Below are 17,818 nucleotides of genomic sequence, written 5' to 3'. Positions count from 1 at the left end.
GACCAATTATTTGAAATCGGCCCGTACGGCCTTCGCCCCAAGGGGCCCGGTGGCAAAAAGGGGACCCGAAAAAAGCTACGGTGGACAGACCGGGCATTGAAAACTGTTCGTAATTCGGCCATTCTTCGGACAGTCTCTGGTCGCGTGTGCAGGAAACCATGGCCAAATCGCATCTCAAGCTCGTCAAGCCATCCACCGTAAATCGAACAGTCACGCCGAAGCGCCTCCCCAATGCCGACCTGCGGACCCGCGAGTACCTGACAGAGGCCGAGGTCGAGCGGCTGCTTGAGGCCACCAAGGGCAACCGTTGGGGTCACCGGGACGGCACCATGATCCTCGTGGCCTACCGCCATGGCCTGCGGGCGGCCGAGCTGGCGGACCTTCGCTGGGATCAGATCGACTTCGCAACGGCCACCCTGCACGTCCGCAGGGTCAAGCAGGGCAGCCCGAGCACACACCCGATCCTCGGGGACGAATTGCGGCGGCTACGGCGGCTTCAGCGTGAGCAAGAGCCCAAGTCGCCCTTTGTGTTCACGTCGGAGCGTGGGACGCCGTTCACCACGGCGGGCTTTGCGCGCATGGTCGAGCGTGCAGGCGCGCAGGCGGACCTCGGGTTCAAAGCCCACCCGCACATGCTGCGGCACGCCTGCGGGTTTGCGCTGGCCTCCAAGGGGCACGATACCCGCGCGCTTCAGGCCTACCTCGGGCACAAGAACATTCAGCACACCGTGCGATACACCGAGCTGTCGCCCTCGCGGTTCCGCAACTTTTGGCGGGAATGATCCCGGCACCGCACTCAATTGTTTATGTCCAGTGCGGATAAGTTTATCGCTGCGTGGGAAGCGGACCTGTTAGGGTCGATCCCGAGCTGATTTCCGCCACATCCGTCGATGCAAGAACTGCATTGCAATGAAAATAAGTCATTGACCGGGTGGGACGCGGACCTCGGACCGCGAAATCCCGGCTTCCGAGCGATTGACCCGAGACCGCCACGGCCCGGGCCTCTGGCGTGACCCGCTCCTGAGCAGTCGCTCACGTGCCTCAGTTTATGTCTATGCGGAAGCGCCACTGATTTGAAAGAACATCAAGTTCCCAGCGATTGAGATTTGCGTTCACGCGATGAGCTGACTATCTCAGTGGCACGCGCGGACGGCCTTTAGGCTCCGCATGCGCCCGGTAGTTCCGCAGACAGAACAAGAAGGATGCGCCGTGACGAACGGCAGCACGCATAGCTCCCTGAAAATGCAATCGACAGATCAATCCCCCGACACCGAAGTTCAAGATGATTTGCCCCGCGTGGGCACACCCGAGTTCGAAGAGCGATGCGAGCAGGCCATGAAAAAGGTCTGCGACAAGTACGCTTGGACTGCACAGCACGGCGGGATCGTCCTGCGTCGCAATCCGCTGAAGATGGCGCCCCTCCAGGACTACGTGTGGATGCGGATCGCAAAGGCGGAGTACGGCTTTCGTTACTACGATAGTGGAGGGCGAAAGAAGGTCTGGTTTCCATCCTTCGAGACGGTTCTGTCGCAGTACTACGAACCTGAGTATCACGATGAACCTTACAACGGCGTGTTTGTCATCGCGGAACGGGTCGAGTTTCTTCCCGGCGAGCCCGAGATTTCACACGACCGCGACGGTTGCCGCGTGCTCAACCTGTGGACACCCCCGCCTTGGGACGGGGAGGGCTACACCGAGGAGCCCACGGTTTTCCTTGAGCATCTCGCGTACATCTTTGACAATGACAGCGCCGCCATCGAGCACGTCCTGAACTTCCTTGCGCATCTGGTGCAGCGCCCGCAGGAACGGGTCGGGCACGCGCTATTGATCACCAGCGAAGCCAAAGGCATCGGCAAGTCGACCTTGGGGACCGTGGTGCGCCGTTTGGTTGGCGAACAGAACAGCCGCGTCGCGCAAACCAAGGACCTCAAGAGTTCCTTTGATGGCTGGCTCATTGGCAAACTCGTGGTGCAGGTGGACGAAGTCTACGAGGCAGGAAATTGGGACTTGGCCAACAAGCTCAAGCCGCTCATCACCGAGCCCACCGTCAGCGCCAACATCAAATACGGCCCACAGCTTGAAATCGAGAACTACGCCCGGTTTATCATGTTCTCGAACCACAGCGCTCCGCTGAACATCGAAGAAGGCGACCGCCGCTACTTCGTGTTCAACAGCAAGGCCCAGCCACGTCAGGACGACTACTACGACCGCCTTTACGGCTACATCGAAACCCCAGAGGCTATGAACGCTCTTTACGGTTTCCTGATGAAGCGCGACCTGTCCGGGTTTAGCCCCTTCCGGCGACCGCCGATGACTGAGGCGAAGAAGCAGATCATCGCGGAGAGCGAGCACCCGCTACATACCTACATCATCGACGCCGTCGTCAGCGGCCACTTCCGTCGCGAGCTTGGAGCCGAGTTCTCCTTTGACGCCCTCGCGCGCCAGTTGGCGAAAGATGGCTACAGCGCGCAGGCGAAAAATACCAAGGAGGTAGGTAGCGCGATGAAGCTGGCGGGGGCCACACAGGCTCGCAAACCGGTGGGGGACCGAAAGGTGCGCATGTACGTACTCCCGGCAGTGGAGGAAGACGGGGACGACGAGGACCACAAATTCTGATGTCAGTAAGAGTTTCGAAGGCACCCCGGCCTACCCGGTCCGCACGCTGCTCCCCTACGTTTTCCGAGGTTTTTGCGGGCCGGGAACGACACGCCTACCCGGTCCACCACGGGCTCTCTTGGCCCCTCGTGTGCTCATGTGGTCGGGCGTCCATCGGACATGGGAAAGGTTGAGGCCGGGGTAGCGGACCTTCTCAACGGCCTCTGAAAGCCTCTGGAAGCCAAACCGACGAGCCATTTCCTTCCATCCGTAGTCCCGGGCTACCGGATTGTTGCCACTATGTCCTGTGAGCGCATCGTTGATGTCCTCGTTCACGCCTGCTGCGCGCAAAGCGTCCTTGAAGCCGTGGCGGAATGAGTGAAACACGCTGTCCGGGTTGGTGATGCCGAGCTGGCGCTTGTAGCGGCCAAACCATTTCGAGAAGGCTTCCCCAAAGAGCCCCTTGGGGCCCGGTGTGAGCTGTGGAAACAGCCGTGCTGATTGTCCGCCTCCAGCGCTGACGTGCTCCACGAACTCCAGAAAGCCAATGCGGATCAGTTCGGAGTGCACGGGGATGGCGCGTAGAGAGCTTTCAGTCTTCACGCTTCTGCCTTCTTCCTCCGCCTCGATCACAGTGAGGAAACGGACGCCTGTAGGGTCGTCGGTCTTCACGTCCTCCACGCACATCGGCGCAAGTTCGTTCAGGCGAGCACCACTGAAAACTCCGAGCAGCGGCAGCCAGAACGCCGCTTCACCCTTTCCACCTGCGGGCCGTTCTCCCGAAACGTACACTGGTGAGGAGAAGAGGGCCTTCAGCTCCTGTGGCTCCCAAGGCTGTCGTGTGGATCGCGTCTCCCGCAGCCTCATTCCTTTGACAGGATCGGACCACGGCATGTCGTCGGGGATGATGCCGTTGTTTCGTGCCCAGTTCAGCACCGCGCCCAAGCAGTTCAGCCATTTGTTGATGGTTGCGGCCTTGATCCGAGGAAGTTCAGGATGCTTGCGCGAGTAAGCGGCAAGCTCGGGCAGAGGAGCCTTCAAGAGCTTCCCCGACCTCTTCGCTGGCACGAGCTGCGCAGCGTCACGAAACTGGCGGACATGACCTCGGTTGATCTTGGTTACGTCAAGGTCACCGTGCAGTTCGATGAAGCGCTCGATGCCGCGTTCAAACTCCATGGTGGTGCTCTTCCTGCGGGGGGTGACCTTGAGCCAGCCTTCGTAAGCAGCACGAAGCCCTGAGCCTGACGAGGAGACGTTGAGGACGCCGCTGGGCTCGACCAGCTTCGGGCTCTCAATGGGCTCACCACGGTGTCGCGCTTGAACTGCCTCCAATGCGCGGACCTCCGCCCTCATGACCGCGAGTGCCAGCTTGCGAAAGTCGGGACTATCGGGGTCGAGGTTGATGCGAAAGACCTGAAGCAGCTCGTTCACCTCGTAGCGGATGAAATCGACCTTGCCGCGTGCCAAGGCTTCTTTGAGGGCGGGAAGCACCGTCGAGGTGTCCTCCTCGATTTTGTGCATCATCCTGTCGGAGAGACCGGAAGTCGTCTGCGGGACCTCAAATGGAGCAGCGAACTCAACTCCGGCTTCGGTGAGCTGACGGTGAACGTCCGCAAACACCTCATCGGACCCGATGCCCTCCTCGCGAAGCTCTTCATCTGCGCCCAGCTCGTGGGCATAGAAATAGTCGCTGATGGTCTTGATTTCGGCTTCGGTCAGGGAGGTGCGAACGGGCCGTTCGACAAGTAGAGCCTCGGCTTGGGCGAGGACGCGGTCGAATTCTATCATGACCGGCTTTGCGAGAACCTTGGCGCGCTTCTCGTCCTTCGTGCGCAATGAACGTTTGAGCCATGGCTGCCGCGCTCTCGACGCTCCCTGAACTCTTGCGACTGCTTCTTCGAGACGCTTGGGCACCTTCCGGCGCACACACCAAACGCCATGCTCGTTCTGTATCAGACCAAGTCCCACGACACGCACCATTGATCCCACCGCTTGATACCAGTGCGGCAGGACGAAGCTATTGATTTGTCGATTTTTTCCCGAGAAACAATGGCTTCGCGAGATGATGGCGCGCCCGGAACGATTCGAACGTCCGACCCTCAGATTCGTAGTCTGATGCTCTATCCAGCTGAGCTACGGGCGCATTTTCGCAAACAGCGATAGCGGGCATGACCCGCGACGCAACTCCCGGAGGACCGGGAGGGGTGCGAAAGAGCGCTCTGACTAACCGCTCTTGTCCCGATTGGCAAGGTCCGGGATGGGGAGATTTTGCAGGGCGACGACGGCTTCGCTCAGGACATTCCGGGCTCGATCAGCGAGAAATGCGGAATCTCGCCTCAAAACCTCTGGATTCCGGGTTCGGCGTTTCGCGCAGTCCCGGAATGACTCGCTCACTCGGCCGCTGGCCGACTACGCCCTGGCCCGCTCGTTGCGGATCGAGAGCAGTTCCACGGGGCGATCGGGGATGACGATCCGGAAGGTGGCGCCGATGGTGCCTTCGACCAGGTGGATGTCGCCGCCATGGGCGCGGACCAGCTCGGCTGCGATGGCGAGGCCAAGGCCGCTGCCGCCGGGTCGGCCGGAGGTCTGGAAGGCCTCGAACAGGTGCTCCCGGGTCTTCTGGGGGACGCCGGGGCCGGTGTCGGAGACCTCGATGATCGCGACGGCGCCTTCTCGTTTCCCGGTGATCCGGATCTGCTGGACGCGGCCCTCACCCGACGCGTGGCTTTCGAGCGCCTGGGCGGCGTTGCGGACGAGGTTGAGCAATACACGGAACAGCTGGTCGGGATCGGCATCGACCGCAAGCCCGCGCTCGATCGCGGCGACCCAGGCGATCGAGACATCGTTGGCGAGCCCCGCGGTCTCGCGCACCTCCATCACGACCGGCTCGATCAGGATCATGCGGCGGTCGGGCGCGGCCTCCTGGGCGCGGCCGTAGGACAATGTCGACTGGCAGAAGGCGATGGCGCGCTCGAGCGAGCGCACGAGCTTGGGCGCAAAGCGCTGCACCCGCGGATCCGGCACGCTGGCGAGCTGGTCCGACAGGAGCTGGGCCGAGGCGAGCAGATTGCGCAGATCGTGATTGATCTTGGAGACGGCGAGGCCGAGGGCGGCGAGCCGGCTCTTCTGATGCAGCATCGACATCAGATCGCGCTGCATGTCCGACAATTCCCGCTCGGCTACCCCGATCTCATCGCTGCGCTGGCTCGGCACGATGATCCCGGCCGAACTCTCGGGGTTCTCATGGAAGCCGACAAGGCTCGCCGTCAGCCGCCGCATCGGGCGTACGAAGAGATAATGGAGCGCGAGATAGACGAGACCCGCAGTCAGCACCGCGATGATCAGCGCGACCACCACGAGGTTGCGGGAGAAGCGGTACATCTGCTGCCGCAGCGGCAGCTCGTCGGTGACGATCTCGATGAACTGGGCATTGCCGACCCCGGGTCCGACGATGCGAATTGCCTGGTTTCCGGTCTCCAGCATCATCCGGAACGAGCCGGTGATCGCCTCCCAGGCCGTCATGTCGCGCAGGTCGATGTCATGCTCGAGGGCGGACGGGATGTTGTCGCTGGCGAGCAGACGGCGCTGCTGGCCCATCTTGATGGCGACGGCACGGGCGTTGATGCTTTTCAGGATCTGGCGCGACAGCGAATCGGGAACCATGCCGAGCGGCGCCGCATCCAGCACCAGCGCCGCCGTGTTGGCCGCCGCAACGCGGTCGTTCAGCCGGTTGACCCAGAAATTGGCGATGGCCGGCACGTAGAGCAGCACGGCGGCGATCATCACCAGGGGAATGGTGAGCAGCAACAGCTTGCCAGACAGCCCGAGCCCGCGCGTCCCGCGGGGGCGCATCGCCGGCTGGTCCGGCTGATCCAGATCCTGGATCGGCTGGCGATCTGTGGCTACCACGAAATTCGCCCCTGTTGGCCTTGGCTGATGGAGGATGCGGCCCGCCCGGAGTGCGGTCAAATTACGGATCGCTAATCTGCCGAGGTGGGATGTATGCGCTGATATCGCGAGTCGCCACCTCGAGGGTTAAAAACCCCGCACAAACAGCGATATTCACCGGAATCGCGCGCTTGTGCGGCGTTGACGAAAAGAAGACGCTCCCTTATAAGCCGCGCAAATTGTCCGCGATGACCCGGTGCGACACCGGGAGCGGCTCTCTTGGGGCCGGAAAAAGGCCCGTTTTGGGCCGCATCTTCCGGACTTTACCATCAATTCTACAGGCAAATTGCCCGGTCAGCGGAGAAAAACCCGTGAAGCGGACTTATCAACCCAGCAAACTGGTGCGCAAGCGCCGTCACGGCTTCCGCGCCCGCCTCGCCACTGCCGGCGGCCGCAAGGTCCTCGCCGCCCGCCGCGCCCGCGGCCGCAAGCGTCTGAGCGCCTGAGTCGGCCTCCCTTTTGGGATTTCATCATGGATCGGCTGAGGCAGCGGGCGGATTTCCTCGCCGTTGCCAATGGCGCGCGGGTGAATAGTCCCGCGTTCGTCCTGCAAAGCCGTCGCCGCGATGACTTTGGTCCGATCCGGATCGGCTTCACCGTCACCAAAAAGAACGGCAACGCCCCAGAGCGCAATCGCATCCGGCGCCGGCTTCGCGAATTGGTGAAGCGGCTCGATCCGGTGTCGATGCAGCCTCATCATGACTATGTGCTAGTCGGACGAAGGGACGCGCTCTCGCGCGACTTCGCCACCATGCTCGACGATCTGCGCATAGCGTTCACGAAGCCCGCGCGGCATACGGCCAAAGCGCGCGGCCAGAGGCCCGGCCCCGCTCCCGCTGCCAGCCGCAAACCGGATTGATGACGAGACATTCGAGATGACCGATAATCGCAATACCATCCTCGCCGTCATTCTGTCCGGCCTGGTGCTGATCGCCTGGCAGTATTTCTACAACGTGCCGCAGATGGAGAAGCAGCGCGCCCAGCAGCAGGCGCAGACCGAGCTCCAGAAGACCACGCCGCAGCCGACGGCCTCGGCGACACCCGGCACCGCGCCGCAGCCGGGCAGCGTGACCCAGCCGGCAACGCCGGGCGCGAGCCAGCAGGCCCAGCCGGTCGTCGCCCGCGAGGCCGCCATTGCAGCCAGCCCGCGCGTGAAGATCGAAACCCCGCGCATCGCCGGCAGCATCTCGCTGAAGGGCGGCCGGATCGACGACATCGCGCTGGTGCAATTCCGCGAAACGGTCGACCCGAAGTCGCCGCCGATCGTCCTCTATTCGCCTTCGGGCACAGCGGAGCCCTACTACGCCGAGTTCGGCTGGGTGGCGGCGACGGGCGTGACGGCGAAGATGCCCGATGCCCAGACCGTCTGGCAGCAGGACGGCAGCGGCAGCCTGACGCCGACGACGCCGGTGGTGCTGAAATGGGACAACGGCGAGGGCCTCACCTTCCGCCGCACCATTGCCGTCGACGACCACTATCTCTTCACCGTCAAGGACGAGGTGAGCAATGTCGGCAACGCGCCGGTCACGCTCTATCCGTTCGCGCTGATCTCGCGCCATGGCGCGCCGCAGGTGTCGGGCTATTACATCCTGCACGAGGGCCTGATCGGCTATCTCGGCGACCAGGGCTTGCAGGAATACGCCTACAAGAAGATCGACGAAGCCAAGGCGGTGAACTTCAAGGTCACCAATGGCTGGCTCGGCATCACCGACAAGTACTGGGCCTCGGCGCTGCTGCCGGACACCAATGCCCAGCTCCAGGCGCGCTTCTCGTCGAACCCGGTCGGCAACGTCCACACCTACCAGACCGACTACCTGCTCGATCCCGTCACCGTCCCGATCGGCGGCACCGGCACGGCGAACGCGCGGCTGTTCGCCGGCGCCAAGGAAGCCGGCGTCGTCGGCGTGTTCCCGTTCGCCGGGCTCGGCGGCTACAACAAGGAGCTCGGCCTCAATCATTTCGATCTGCTGATCGACTGGGGCTGGTTCTACTTCATCACCAAGCCGATGTTCCTCGGGCTGGACTTCTTCTTCCGTTTCTTCGGCAATTTCGGCATCTCGATCCTGCTCGTGACCGTGATCGTGAAGCTCTTGTTCTTCCCGCTGGCGAACAAGTCCTACGCCTCGATGGCGAAGATGAAGTCGATCCAGCCGCAGCTTATGGCGCTGAAGGAGCGCTATCCCGACGACAAGGTGAAGCAGCAGCAGGAGATGATGGAGATCTACCGCAAGGAGAAGATCAATCCGGTCGCCGGCTGTCTTCCCGTGCTGATCCAGATCCCGGTGTTCTTCTCGCTCTACAAGGTGCTGTTCGTCACCATCGAGATGCGGCACGCGCCGTTCTACGGCTGGATCAAGGACCTCTCGGCGCCGGATCCGACCAATTTGTTCAACCTGTTCGGGCTGCTCCCGTTCGATCCGACCACGATCCCGGTGTTCGGCCACTACCTCGCGCTGGGCATCTGGCCGATCATCATGGGCATCACGATGTGGTTCCAGATGAAGCTGAACCCGACGCCGCCGGATCCGACGCAGCAGCTCATCTTCAACTGGATGCCGCTGATCTTCACCTTCATGCTGGCGGGCTTCCCCGCAGGCCTCGTGATCTACTGGGCCTGGAACAACCTGCTCTCGGTGATCCAGCAGAGCTACATCATGCGACGCAACGGCGTGAAGGTGGAGCTGTTCGACAATCTCAAGGCGACGTTCGCGCGGAAGGCGACGTAGCTTCACGCGAGCGTTCCCGGTCATGCGGGCGCAAATGCCTCCACATCGTCATGCCCGGGCTTGTCCCGGGCATCCACGTTTTGGAGGGTGCCATGCGGACGAACGTGGATGGCCGGGACAAGCCCGGCCATGACGCGAGGATAGACTTTCATATGACAGACAAGTCAGACGACAAGCTGATCGAAGCCGGGCGAAAGCTGTTTGCCCGCGACTGGCAGTTCATCTGGGCCTCGCCCTCGATCGCCACGCTGCCGCCGATGGCGGGGCTGGAGATCGCCTTTGCCGGCCGCTCCAATGTCGGCAAGTCCAGCCTGATCAACGCGCTGACGGGGCGCAACGGCCTGGCGCGCACCTCGCATACGCCGGGCCGCACCCAGGAGCTGATCTTCTTCGAGGTGCCCGGGAAAAGCGACCTGCGCCTCGTCGACATGCCCGGCTACGGCTATGCCAAGGCGCCGAAGAGCCAGGTCGCGTCTTGGACCGAGCTGATCCACAAATTCCTGCTCGGCCGCGCCTCGCTGGCGCGCGTCTACGTGCTGGTCGACGCGCGGCACGGCTTCAAGGACGTCGATCTTGAAGTGCTTGGGACGCTCGACCGTTCCGCCGTCAGCTACCAGATCGTGCTGACCAAGACAGACCAGGTGAAGGCCTCCGAGCTGCAGGCGCGCATCGCCGAGACCGAGGCCGCGCTGGCCAAGCATCCGGCCGCGTTCCCGACCGTGCTCGCGACCTCGTCGCGCAGCTCGACCGGCATGGAGAGCCTGCGCGCCGCGATGGCAAAGCTCCTGGAAGAGCGGAGCAAGTAATGGTGGCCCATCGCCTCCTGATCGGGCTTGCCGGAATGATGGGCGCCGCCGGCGTCGCGCTGGCCGCCGCCTCCGCCCACGGCGCGGATGCGAGCCGGCTGGCGTCGGCGAGCGCCATGCTGCTGTTTCATGCAACAGCCATACTTGCCGCCGTCGCGCTGCTCGCGCGCGGCCTTCTGCATGGCGGAATTTGCCTCGTTGCCACGTTCGGCTTCGTGATCGGCGCCGCGCTGTTCGCGGGCGACCTCGCCTTGCGGCAATATGCGGGTCACGCGCTGTTTCCCTACGCGGCGCCGACGGGTGGAATGGTGATGATTGCGAGCTGGCTCGCGGTGACGCTGGCGGCGGTCGCGGCGAACAGGTAGCGCGCCTCTTACCCTCCCCTGGAGGGTAAAAAGGAACGCCACACTTTGCGCCGCGCCCGGCAATCGGATAGAACGCGCACCGACCGTCCCGCCAGCGAGACCGCGACATGACCGACATCTCTCCGCTCGACCAGGCCCGCATCCTGTCCGAAGCGCTGCCGCACATGCAGCAGTATGACGAGGAAACCATCGTCATCAAATATGGCGGCCATGCCATGGGCGACGAGGCAACTGCGAAGAACTTTGCCCGCGACATCGTGCTGCTGGAGCAGACCGCGATCAATCCGGTGGTGGTGCATGGCGGCGGCCCACAGATCGCGACCATGCTCAAGCGCCTCGGCATCGTCTCGGAATTCGCCGCCGGCCTGCGCATCACCGATGCTGCGACCATCGAGATCGTCGAGATGGTGCTGGCCGGCTCCGTCAACAAGCAGATCGTCGGCTACATCAACGAAGCAGGCGGCAAGGCCGTCGGGCTGTCAGGCAAGGACGGCAACATGGTGAAGGCGTCGAAGACGACGCGCACCATCGTCGATCCGGGCTCGAACATCGAGAAGGCGATCGATCTCGGTTTCGTCGGCGACCCGGAGAAGGTCGACCTCACGCTGCTCAACCAGCTGATCGGCTACGAGCTGATCCCGGTGCTGGCTCCACCTCGCGACCTCGCAGGACGGGCAGACGCTGAACATCAACGCCGACACCTTTGCGGGCGCCGTCGCGGGCGCGCTGAAGGCCAAGCGCCTCCTGCTGCTCACTGACGTACCGGGGGTGCTCGACAAGTCGAAGAAGCTGATCCCGCAGCTCTCGGTCAAGGACGCGCGAAAGCTGATCGCCGACGGCACCATTTCGGGCGGCATGATCCCGAAGGTCGAGACCTGCATCTACGCGCTGGAGCAGGGCGTGCAGGGCGTCGTCATCATCGACGGCAAGATGCCACACGCCGTGCTGCTCGAGCTCTTCACCAACCAGGGCACGGGCACGCTGATCCACAAGTGACGCGGAAGACGCCACGCACGAAAGCCGTCATGCCCGGGCTTGTCCCGCCTGCGCGGCCGAAGCCGCTTCGGCGCGGCGAAGGCCCGGGCATCCACGACCTTTCCTCTCTTGGCAAACGCGTGGATGGCCGGGACAAGCCCGGCCATGACGAATGGAGAGAGCGACGAACCAGCCGCCCGCCTCTCACGCGCTTCCTGATGACGCTGCCGGCAGCGATCGTCTCGTTCCTGTTCTCCTCCGCGCCGGCCTTTGCCGACCTCAAGATCTGCAACCGCATGTCCTATGTCGTGGAGGCCGCGATCGGCATCGACGACAAGGCGGCGACCGCGACGCGCGGCTGGTTCAGGATCGATCCCGCCAGCTGCCGCGTGGTAGTGCAGGGCACGCTGACGGCCGACCGCATCCTGCTCAATGCCCGCGCGCTCGGCGTCTACGGCGCTTCCCCGATCCCGCAGAGCGGCCGCGACATGCTGTGCGTCGCACAGGACAATTTCGTCATCGCCGCGGCGCGACAATGCCGCAGCGGCCAGACCCAGGCCGCGTTCACGCAAGTGACTCCGACGCAAGGGGCGGATGGCAACCTCGTTGCCTATCTCGCCGAGGACTCGGAATATGACGACGAGCAGGCGCGCCTCGCCGGCATCCAGCGGCTGCTGGTGATCGCAGGCTACGACGCAGCTCCGATCGATGGCGTCGACGGGCCGAAGACGCAAGCGGCGCTGGCCGCCTTCCTGAAGAGCCGCGGATTGTCGTCGGACGTCGTGACCTCGCCGAACCTGTTCAAGACCATGGTCGACGCCGTGCAGACGCCCTCTGCGACCGGCCTCACCTGGTGCAACGACACCCCGCACAAGGTGATGGCCGCGATCGCGACCGATGACGGCAAGTCCGTGACGAGCCGCGGCTGGTATCGCATCGATCCCAAGACCTGCCTGCACCCCGATGTGACCGGCCAGCCCAAGCAGATCTTCAGCTTCGCGGAAGCGGTCGACGCCGACAACCGCGTAGTCAAGCTGAAGGACCGGCCGCTGAACTGGGGCGGCGACAAGCAGCTCTGCACGCGCGAGACCAAGTTCGAGACGAGCGAGCAGACCGATTGCGGCGCGCGCGGATTTGCGCCGACGGGCTTTGGCGCCGTGGACATGTCGAGCGGCGGCAAGACGCTGCGCTTTGCGGTGCCGTGAGTGAGAGAGCTGTGATGACCCCGCCCCGCACCTTCGCGCATGTCGACACCTGGGTGTTCGACCTCGACAACACGCTCTATCCGCATCACGTCAATCTGTGGCAGCAGGTCGATGCGCGGATCGGGGAGTTCGTTTGCAGCTGGCTGAACGTCGGCCCGGAGGAAGCGCGGGCGATCCAGAAGGACTATTACCGGCGCTTCGGCACCACGATGCGCGGCATGATGACCCTGCATGGCGTCTCCGCCGACGACTATCTCGCCTACGTCCACAAGATCGACCACTCGCCGCTGGAGCCGAATCCGGCGCTCGGCGCTGCCATCGCAAAGCTGCCGGGCCGCAAGCTGATCCTCACCAACGGCTCGGTCGACCATGTCGACGCGGTGCTGGCGCGGCTCGGCTTCGCCTCGCATTTCGACGGCGTGTTCGACATCATCGCCGCCGAATTCGAGCCCAAGCCGGCGCCGCAGACCTACCAGAAATTCCTCAGCCAGCATGCGGTCGATCCGACCCGCGCCGCCATGTTCGAGGACCTCGCCCGCAACCTCACCGTCCCGCACCAGCTCGGCATGACCACGGTGCTGGTGGTACCGGATGGGACGAAAGAGGTGGTGCGCGAGGACTGGGAACTGGAGGGCCGCGACGCCGCCCATGTCGACCACGTCACGGACGATCTGACGGGGTTCCTGGCGGCGCTGCGGTGAGGCCATAGCGGGTCAACCAGGCATCGTCATTCCCGGGCGCCCGAAGGGCGGATCCGGAACGACGGTGGAGTATGCCCGGGACAAGCCCGGCAGAGGCGAATGTGCGCTTGACTTGACCTTTCCAAATCCCGAAAAAGCGCCCCAATCCACCAAAATTCCTGCTCCCTAGAGGAAATTCCGATGTCCCTTGCAGCCCTCGAATCCAGCATCAACAGCGCCTTCGAGGCGCGCGACGGCATCTCGACCACGACCAAGGGCGAGGTGCGCGAGGCCGTGGACCAGTCGCTGGAGATCCTCGACAAGGGCGAGGCGCGCGTTGCCGAGCGCGGCGCGGACGGCAAGTGGAAGGTCAATCAGTGGCTGAAGAAGGCCGTGCTGCTGTCCTTCCGCCTCAACGACATGGGTGTCATTCCCGGCGGCCCCGGCAAGGCGACCTGGTGGGACAAGGTGCCATCGAAGTTCGAGGGCTGGGGCGAGAACCGTTTTCGCGACGCCGGTTTTCGCGCGGTGCCGGGCGCCATCGTCCGCCGCTCGGCCTTCATCGCCAAGAACGTCGTCTTGATGCCGTCCTTCGTCAATCTCGGTGCCTACGTCGATGAGAGCACGATGGTCGACACCTGGGCCACCGTCGGCTCCTGCGCGCAGATCGGCAAGCGCGTGCACATCTCGGGCGGCGCGGGCATCGGCGGCGTGCTCGAGCCGCTGCAGGCCGAGCCCGTCATCATCGAGGACGATTGCTTCATCGGCGCGCGCTCCGAGGTCGCCGAAGGCGTGATCGTGCGCAAGGGCGCGGTGCTGGCGATGGGCGTGTTCCTGGGCGCCTCGACCAAGATCGTCGACCGCGAGACCGGCGAGATCTTCATGGGCGAAGTGCCGGAGTATTCCGTCGTGGTGCCCGGCGCGCTGCCCGGCAAGCCGATGAAGAACGGCCAGATCGGCCCGAGCACCGCATGCGCCGTGATCGTCAAGCGCGTCGACGAACGCACGCGGTCCAAGACCAGCATCAACGAGCTGCTGCGGGATTGATCCGACGCGCATGACCGATGCCCTGTCCATTGCCCGCGATCTCATCCGCTGCCCCTCGGTGACCCCGGCCGATGCCGGCGCGCTCGGTGTGCTTGAAAAAGCCCTGACCGCAGCCGGCTTCACCTGCCACCGCGTAACCTTCAGCGAGCCGGGCACCGCCGACGTCGAAAATCTCTACGCGCGGATCGGCACGGAAGGTCCGCACATCACCTTCGCCGGCCACACCGACGTGGTGCCGCCTGGCGACGAGAGTGCCTGGAGCGTCGGCGCATTCTCCGGTGAGGTGAAGGACGGTGTCCTGCACGGCCGCGGCGCGGTCGACATGAAGGGCGGCATCGCCTGCTCGGTGGCTGCGGTGCTGGAGCATCTCGCGGCCAATGGCGGCAAGCCGCGTGCGGACGGAAAAGGTTCGATCTCGTTCCTGATCACGGGCGACGAGGAAGACGTCTCCGTCAACGGCACCGTCAAGCTGTTGAAATGGGCCGCCGAACGCGGCGAGACATTCGACCATTGCGTGCTCGGCGAGCCGTCCAATGTCGAGACGCTCGGCGACACCATCAAGGTCGGCCGCCGTGGCTCGCAATCCGGCACGCTCTATGTCGACGGCGTGCAGGGCCATGTCGCCTATCCGCACCGCGCATCAAATCCTGTGCCTGACATTTCGCGGCTGATCGTGGCGATCTCCGACGAGCCGCTCGACCACGGCAGCGCGCAGTTCCAGGCCTCCAATCTCGAATTCACGTCAGTGGACGTCGGCAACAAGGCGTTCAACGTCATCCCCGGCGAGGCCCGCGCAAGATTCAACATCCGCTACAACGACAACCACACGCAGGCGAGCCTGCGCGAGCTGGTCGAGGCCCGCCTCGCCAAGGCCTGCGGCAACCGTATCAAGGCCCGCATCGTCTGGGAGCCGTCGAACTCCAACGTGTTCGTGACCAAGCCCGGCCCCTTCACCGAACTTGCGGTGTCCGCGATCGAGGAGGTGACTGGGCGCAAGCCGGAGCTGTCGACGAGCGGTGGGACCTCGGATGCGCGCTTCATCTCCAGCTATTGCCCCGTGATCGAGTTCGGCCTGGTCGGCCAGACCATGCATCAGGTCGACGAGCGCGTGCCGGTGACGGATCTGGAGAAGCTGACGAAGGTGTATCGCGGGATCCTGACGCGGTATTTCGGGTAGTCGCGAACCGCTGCCAAACCCTCCGCCGTCATGCCCGGGCTTGTCCCGGGCATCCACGTTCTTTGCCGCCCGCTGACAAGAAAGAACGTGGATGGCCGGGACAGGCCCGGCCATGACGATGTGGTGAGAGCTTGGGTCACCTCACTGGACAATCGTGTCGTAGAGATCCTGCCATTCCGGATTATCCTTCAAGATCAGCCTGACCTTCCACGTCCGCGACCAATGCTTGATGTTGTGCTCGCGCTGGATTGCGGTTTGAATGTTGTCATAGCGCTCGAAATAAACGAGCAGCTTGACGCCGTACTTCTTGGTGAAGCCAGGCACGAGTCCATTTCGATGCTCGTAGATGCGACGAATGAGGTCGCTGGTCACACCGACATACAGAATGCCATTCGGCGCGCTCGCCAGGATGTAGACCCATCCGCCATGCATGGTTGCATGTTGACGCACGTGGATGGCCGGGACAAGCCCGGCCACGACGCCTGTGTCGGCATCAGCCGCTAATAATCCACCTTCATCAGATACAGTCCCTCCGGCGGGGCGACGACGCCGCAGGCGGCGCGGTTGCGGGCTGCGAGGGCGGCGGAGAGATCGTCGGCGGTCCAGCGCCCCTCGCCGACCCAGACCAGCGATCCCACCATCGAGCGCACCTGGCTGTGCAGGAACGAGCGCGCCGAAGTGAGAATCGTGATCTCGCGGCCGTCGCGCAGCACGTCGAGCTGGTCGAGCGTCTTCTCGGGCGACTTGGCCTGGCACTCGGTGTCGCGGAAGGTGGTGAAATCGTGCTTGCCGAGCAGGCGCTGCGCCGCCGCGTGCATCGCGTCGGCATCGAGCTTGCGCGGCACGCGCCAGGCGTGGCCGGCGTCGAGCGCGAGATTGGCGCGGGTGTTGACGATGCGATAGCGGTAGTGGCGCTTGACTGCCGAGAAGCGCGCTTCGAAATCGTCGGGCACGATCTCCGCCTCGAGCACCGCGATCGGATGCGGGCGCAGATGCGCGTTGAGCCCGTCGCGAAAACGGCCCGGCGGAAACTGCTTGTCGACGTCGACATGGGCGACCTGGCCGCGCGCATGCACGCCGGCATCGGTGCGGCCGGCGCCGTGCACGCGCAGATCCGCCCCGGTCATCGCCTTCACCGCAGCCTGCAGCGCGCCCTGCACCGACGGCAGCGTCTCCTGCACCTGCCAGCCGAAGAACGGCGCGCCGTCATATTCGATGGTGAGCTTGTAGCGGGGCATCAACCGAACCGCATCGGCGGGCTCACGGGCACGCCGCGCAGGAAGTCGGCGGCCTGCATCCGGCCCTTGCCCTCGCGCTGGAGCTCGATGATGCGGATCGCGCCCTCGCCGCAGGCAATGGTGAGGAGGTCGTCGAGCACCGCGCCCGGCTCGCCCGCGCCTTGCGCGAGCTCGCAGCGCAGGATCTTGACGCGCGCATCCTCAAGCTCGCTCCAGGCGCCGGGAAACGGCGACAGGCCGTGGATGTGGCGCAGCACGGCGCGCGCCGGTCTGGTCCAGTCGATCCGCGCCTCGGCCTTCTCGATCTTGGCGGCGTAGGTGACGCCGTCCTCGCCCTGCTTCTCGAGCTGGAGCTCGCCACGTTCGAGCGCGGCCATCGCGCGCACCATCAGATCGGCACCCAGCCGGGACAGGCGATCGTGCAGATCGAGCGCGGTCATGCTGTCGGAGATCGCGATGCGCTCGGCCATGGCGACGTCGCCGGTGTCGAGGCCGACATCCATCCTCATCACCATCACGCCGCTTTCGGCATCGCCGGCCATGATGGCGCGGTTGATGGGCGCGGCGCCGCGCCAGCGCGGCAGCAGCGAAGCGTGTAGATTGTAGCAGCCGAGCTTTGGCGCATCGAGGATCGCCTGCGGCAGGATCATGCCGTAGGCGACGACGACGGCGGCATCGGCCTCGAATGCGCGAAACTCTTCCAGTGCCTCCGGCGTCCTCAGCGTCTTCGGCGTCAGCACGGGAATGCCGAGCTTTCGCGCAGCTTCCTCGACCGGCGTCGGCTGCAATTGCAGGCCGCGCCGCCCGCCCGGCTTCGGGGTGCGGGTGTAGACCGCCACGATCTCGTGGCCGTGCGCGACGAGCTCGAGCAGCGTCGGCACGGAGAAATCGGGCGTGCCCATGAAGATGAGGCGAAGGGGCATGTGGCGAGACAATCCTCGAAACGAGCAAGGTACTCGTCATGGCCGGGCTTGTCCCGGCCATCCACGTTCTTCCTGCTCGGAGCGACAAAGAACGTGGATGCCCGGCACGAGGCCGGGCATGACGGCGGAGGGC

The 17,818-nt window shown here is 64.2% G+C and carries 16 protein-coding genes, 1 tRNA gene and 1 pseudogene; 12 read left to right on the top strand and 6 right to left on the bottom strand.

The genetic code is table 11. From position 1 onward, the window contains the following. Nucleotides 1-158: 158 nt before the first annotated feature. Together ABIA42_RS36200 and ABIA42_RS36195 are read left to right on the top strand one after the other, a co-directional pair. Nucleotides 159-782 carry a tyrosine-type recombinase/integrase gene (locus ABIA42_RS36200; protein WP_370116280.1) on the top strand — a complete coding sequence of 208 codons (624 nt, stop codon included), beginning with the start codon at nucleotides 159-161 and terminating at the stop codon, nucleotides 780-782. A gap of 427 nt (nucleotides 783-1,209) precedes the next feature. After that, nucleotides 1,210-2,616, top strand: coding sequence for a primase-helicase family protein (locus ABIA42_RS36195; RefSeq protein WP_370116282.1), 1,407 nt, complete (start codon nucleotides 1,210-1,212; stop codon nucleotides 2,614-2,616). Between the two features lie 54 nt (nucleotides 2,617-2,670). On the opposite strand, the gene ABIA42_RS36190 is transcribed toward ABIA42_RS36195, so the two are convergent. The 3 genes from ABIA42_RS36190 to ABIA42_RS36180 form a co-directional block, all read right to left on the bottom strand. Further along, nucleotides 2,671-4,575 carry a DUF6538 domain-containing protein gene (locus tag ABIA42_RS36190; protein WP_370116284.1) on the bottom strand — a complete coding sequence of 635 codons (1,905 nt, stop codon included), beginning with the start codon at nucleotides 4,573-4,575 and terminating at the stop codon, nucleotides 2,671-2,673. Nucleotides 4,576-4,661: 86 nt separating this feature from the next. Next, a tRNA-Arg gene (locus ABIA42_RS36185) sits at nucleotides 4,662-4,738 on the bottom strand. Nucleotides 4,739-5,004: 266 nt separating this feature from the next. Further along, nucleotides 5,005-6,447: an ATP-binding protein gene (locus ABIA42_RS36180; protein ID WP_370123738.1), complete on the bottom strand. Its 1,443-nt coding sequence runs from the start codon at nucleotides 6,445-6,447 to the stop codon at nucleotides 5,005-5,007. A 407-nt stretch (nucleotides 6,448-6,854) separates the two neighbouring features. On the opposite strand from ABIA42_RS36180, the gene rpmH reads away from it, so the two are divergent. The 10 genes and pseudogenes from rpmH to dapE all read left to right on the top strand — a co-directional run bounded on the left by rpmH (nucleotide 6,855) and on the right by dapE (nucleotide 15,524). Continuing rightward, nucleotides 6,855-6,989, top strand: coding sequence for a 50S ribosomal protein L34 (gene rpmH, locus ABIA42_RS36175; protein ID WP_008542748.1), 135 nt, complete (start codon nucleotides 6,855-6,857; stop codon nucleotides 6,987-6,989). 26 nt (nucleotides 6,990-7,015) lie between these two features. Further along, the gene (rnpA, locus tag ABIA42_RS36170; protein WP_061879588.1) at nucleotides 7,016-7,402 is read left to right on the top strand and encodes a ribonuclease P protein component; all 387 of its coding nucleotides are present in this window, start codon (nucleotides 7,016-7,018) and stop codon (nucleotides 7,400-7,402) included. Between the two features lie 16 nt (nucleotides 7,403-7,418). After that, nucleotides 7,419-9,269, top strand: coding sequence for a membrane protein insertase YidC (gene yidC / locus ABIA42_RS36165; protein ID WP_271527218.1), 1,851 nt, complete (start codon nucleotides 7,419-7,421; stop codon nucleotides 9,267-9,269). Between the two features lie 152 nt (nucleotides 9,270-9,421). Continuing rightward, complete coding sequence (yihA, locus tag ABIA42_RS36160; RefSeq protein ID WP_370116287.1) at nucleotides 9,422-10,075, top strand: ribosome biogenesis GTP-binding protein YihA/YsxC; 654 nt, start codon at nucleotides 9,422-9,424, stop codon at nucleotides 10,073-10,075. Further along, nucleotides 10,075-10,440 carry a DUF423 domain-containing protein gene (locus tag ABIA42_RS36155; protein WP_370116289.1) on the top strand — a complete coding sequence of 122 codons (366 nt, stop codon included), beginning with the start codon at nucleotides 10,075-10,077 and terminating at the stop codon, nucleotides 10,438-10,440. Before yihA ends, ABIA42_RS36155 begins: the two co-directional genes overlap by 1 nt. Before the next feature lie 107 nt (nucleotides 10,441-10,547). Next, nucleotides 10,548-11,436: pseudogene (argB, locus tag ABIA42_RS36150) on the top strand (acetylglutamate kinase). A 197-nt stretch (nucleotides 11,437-11,633) separates the two neighbouring features. Next, the gene (locus ABIA42_RS36145; RefSeq protein ID WP_370123741.1) at nucleotides 11,634-12,620 is read left to right on the top strand and encodes a DUF1036 domain-containing protein; all 987 of its coding nucleotides are present in this window, start codon (nucleotides 11,634-11,636) and stop codon (nucleotides 12,618-12,620) included. A gap of 14 nt (nucleotides 12,621-12,634) precedes the next feature. Next, the gene (locus ABIA42_RS36140) at nucleotides 12,635-13,321 is read left to right on the top strand and encodes a pyrimidine 5'-nucleotidase (protein ID WP_370116291.1); all 687 of its coding nucleotides are present in this window, start codon (nucleotides 12,635-12,637) and stop codon (nucleotides 13,319-13,321) included. 180 nt (nucleotides 13,322-13,501) lie between these two features. Continuing rightward, complete coding sequence (dapD, locus tag ABIA42_RS36135) at nucleotides 13,502-14,347, top strand: 2,3,4,5-tetrahydropyridine-2,6-dicarboxylate N-succinyltransferase (RefSeq protein WP_271527222.1); 846 nt, start codon at nucleotides 13,502-13,504, stop codon at nucleotides 14,345-14,347. Nucleotides 14,348-14,357: 10 nt separating this feature from the next. Continuing rightward, on the top strand, nucleotides 14,358-15,524 hold the full coding sequence (dapE, locus tag ABIA42_RS36130; RefSeq protein WP_271527223.1) for a succinyl-diaminopimelate desuccinylase: 1,167 nt from the start codon (nucleotides 14,358-14,360) through the stop codon (nucleotides 15,522-15,524). A gap of 141 nt (nucleotides 15,525-15,665) precedes the next feature. Here dapE and ABIA42_RS36125 read toward each other — a convergent pair whose 3' ends face one another. From ABIA42_RS36125 to fmt, 3 genes are all read right to left on the bottom strand, one after another. Further along, nucleotides 15,666-15,956, bottom strand: a complete 291-nt coding sequence (locus ABIA42_RS36125; RefSeq protein ID WP_370123744.1) for a GIY-YIG nuclease family protein — start codon at nucleotides 15,954-15,956, stop codon at nucleotides 15,666-15,668. 68 nt (nucleotides 15,957-16,024) lie between these two features. Next, nucleotides 16,025-16,762 carry a tRNA pseudouridine(38-40) synthase TruA gene (truA, locus tag ABIA42_RS36120; protein WP_271527225.1) on the bottom strand — a complete coding sequence of 246 codons (738 nt, stop codon included), beginning with the start codon at nucleotides 16,760-16,762 and terminating at the stop codon, nucleotides 16,025-16,027. Then, complete coding sequence (gene fmt, locus ABIA42_RS36115) at nucleotides 16,762-17,685, bottom strand: methionyl-tRNA formyltransferase (protein ID WP_370116294.1); 924 nt, start codon at nucleotides 17,683-17,685, stop codon at nucleotides 16,762-16,764. The genes truA and fmt overlap by 1 nt, the downstream gene beginning before the upstream one ends. Nucleotides 17,686-17,818 lie beyond the last annotated feature (133 nt).

Source organism: Bradyrhizobium sp. USDA 327 (assembly GCF_041262065.1).
GTDB classification, from domain to species: domain Bacteria; phylum Pseudomonadota; class Alphaproteobacteria; order Rhizobiales; family Xanthobacteraceae; genus Bradyrhizobium; species Bradyrhizobium liaoningense.
The sequence above is the reverse complement of the archived record's forward strand: the minus strand, read 5'-3'. Positions and strand labels throughout refer to the sequence as shown.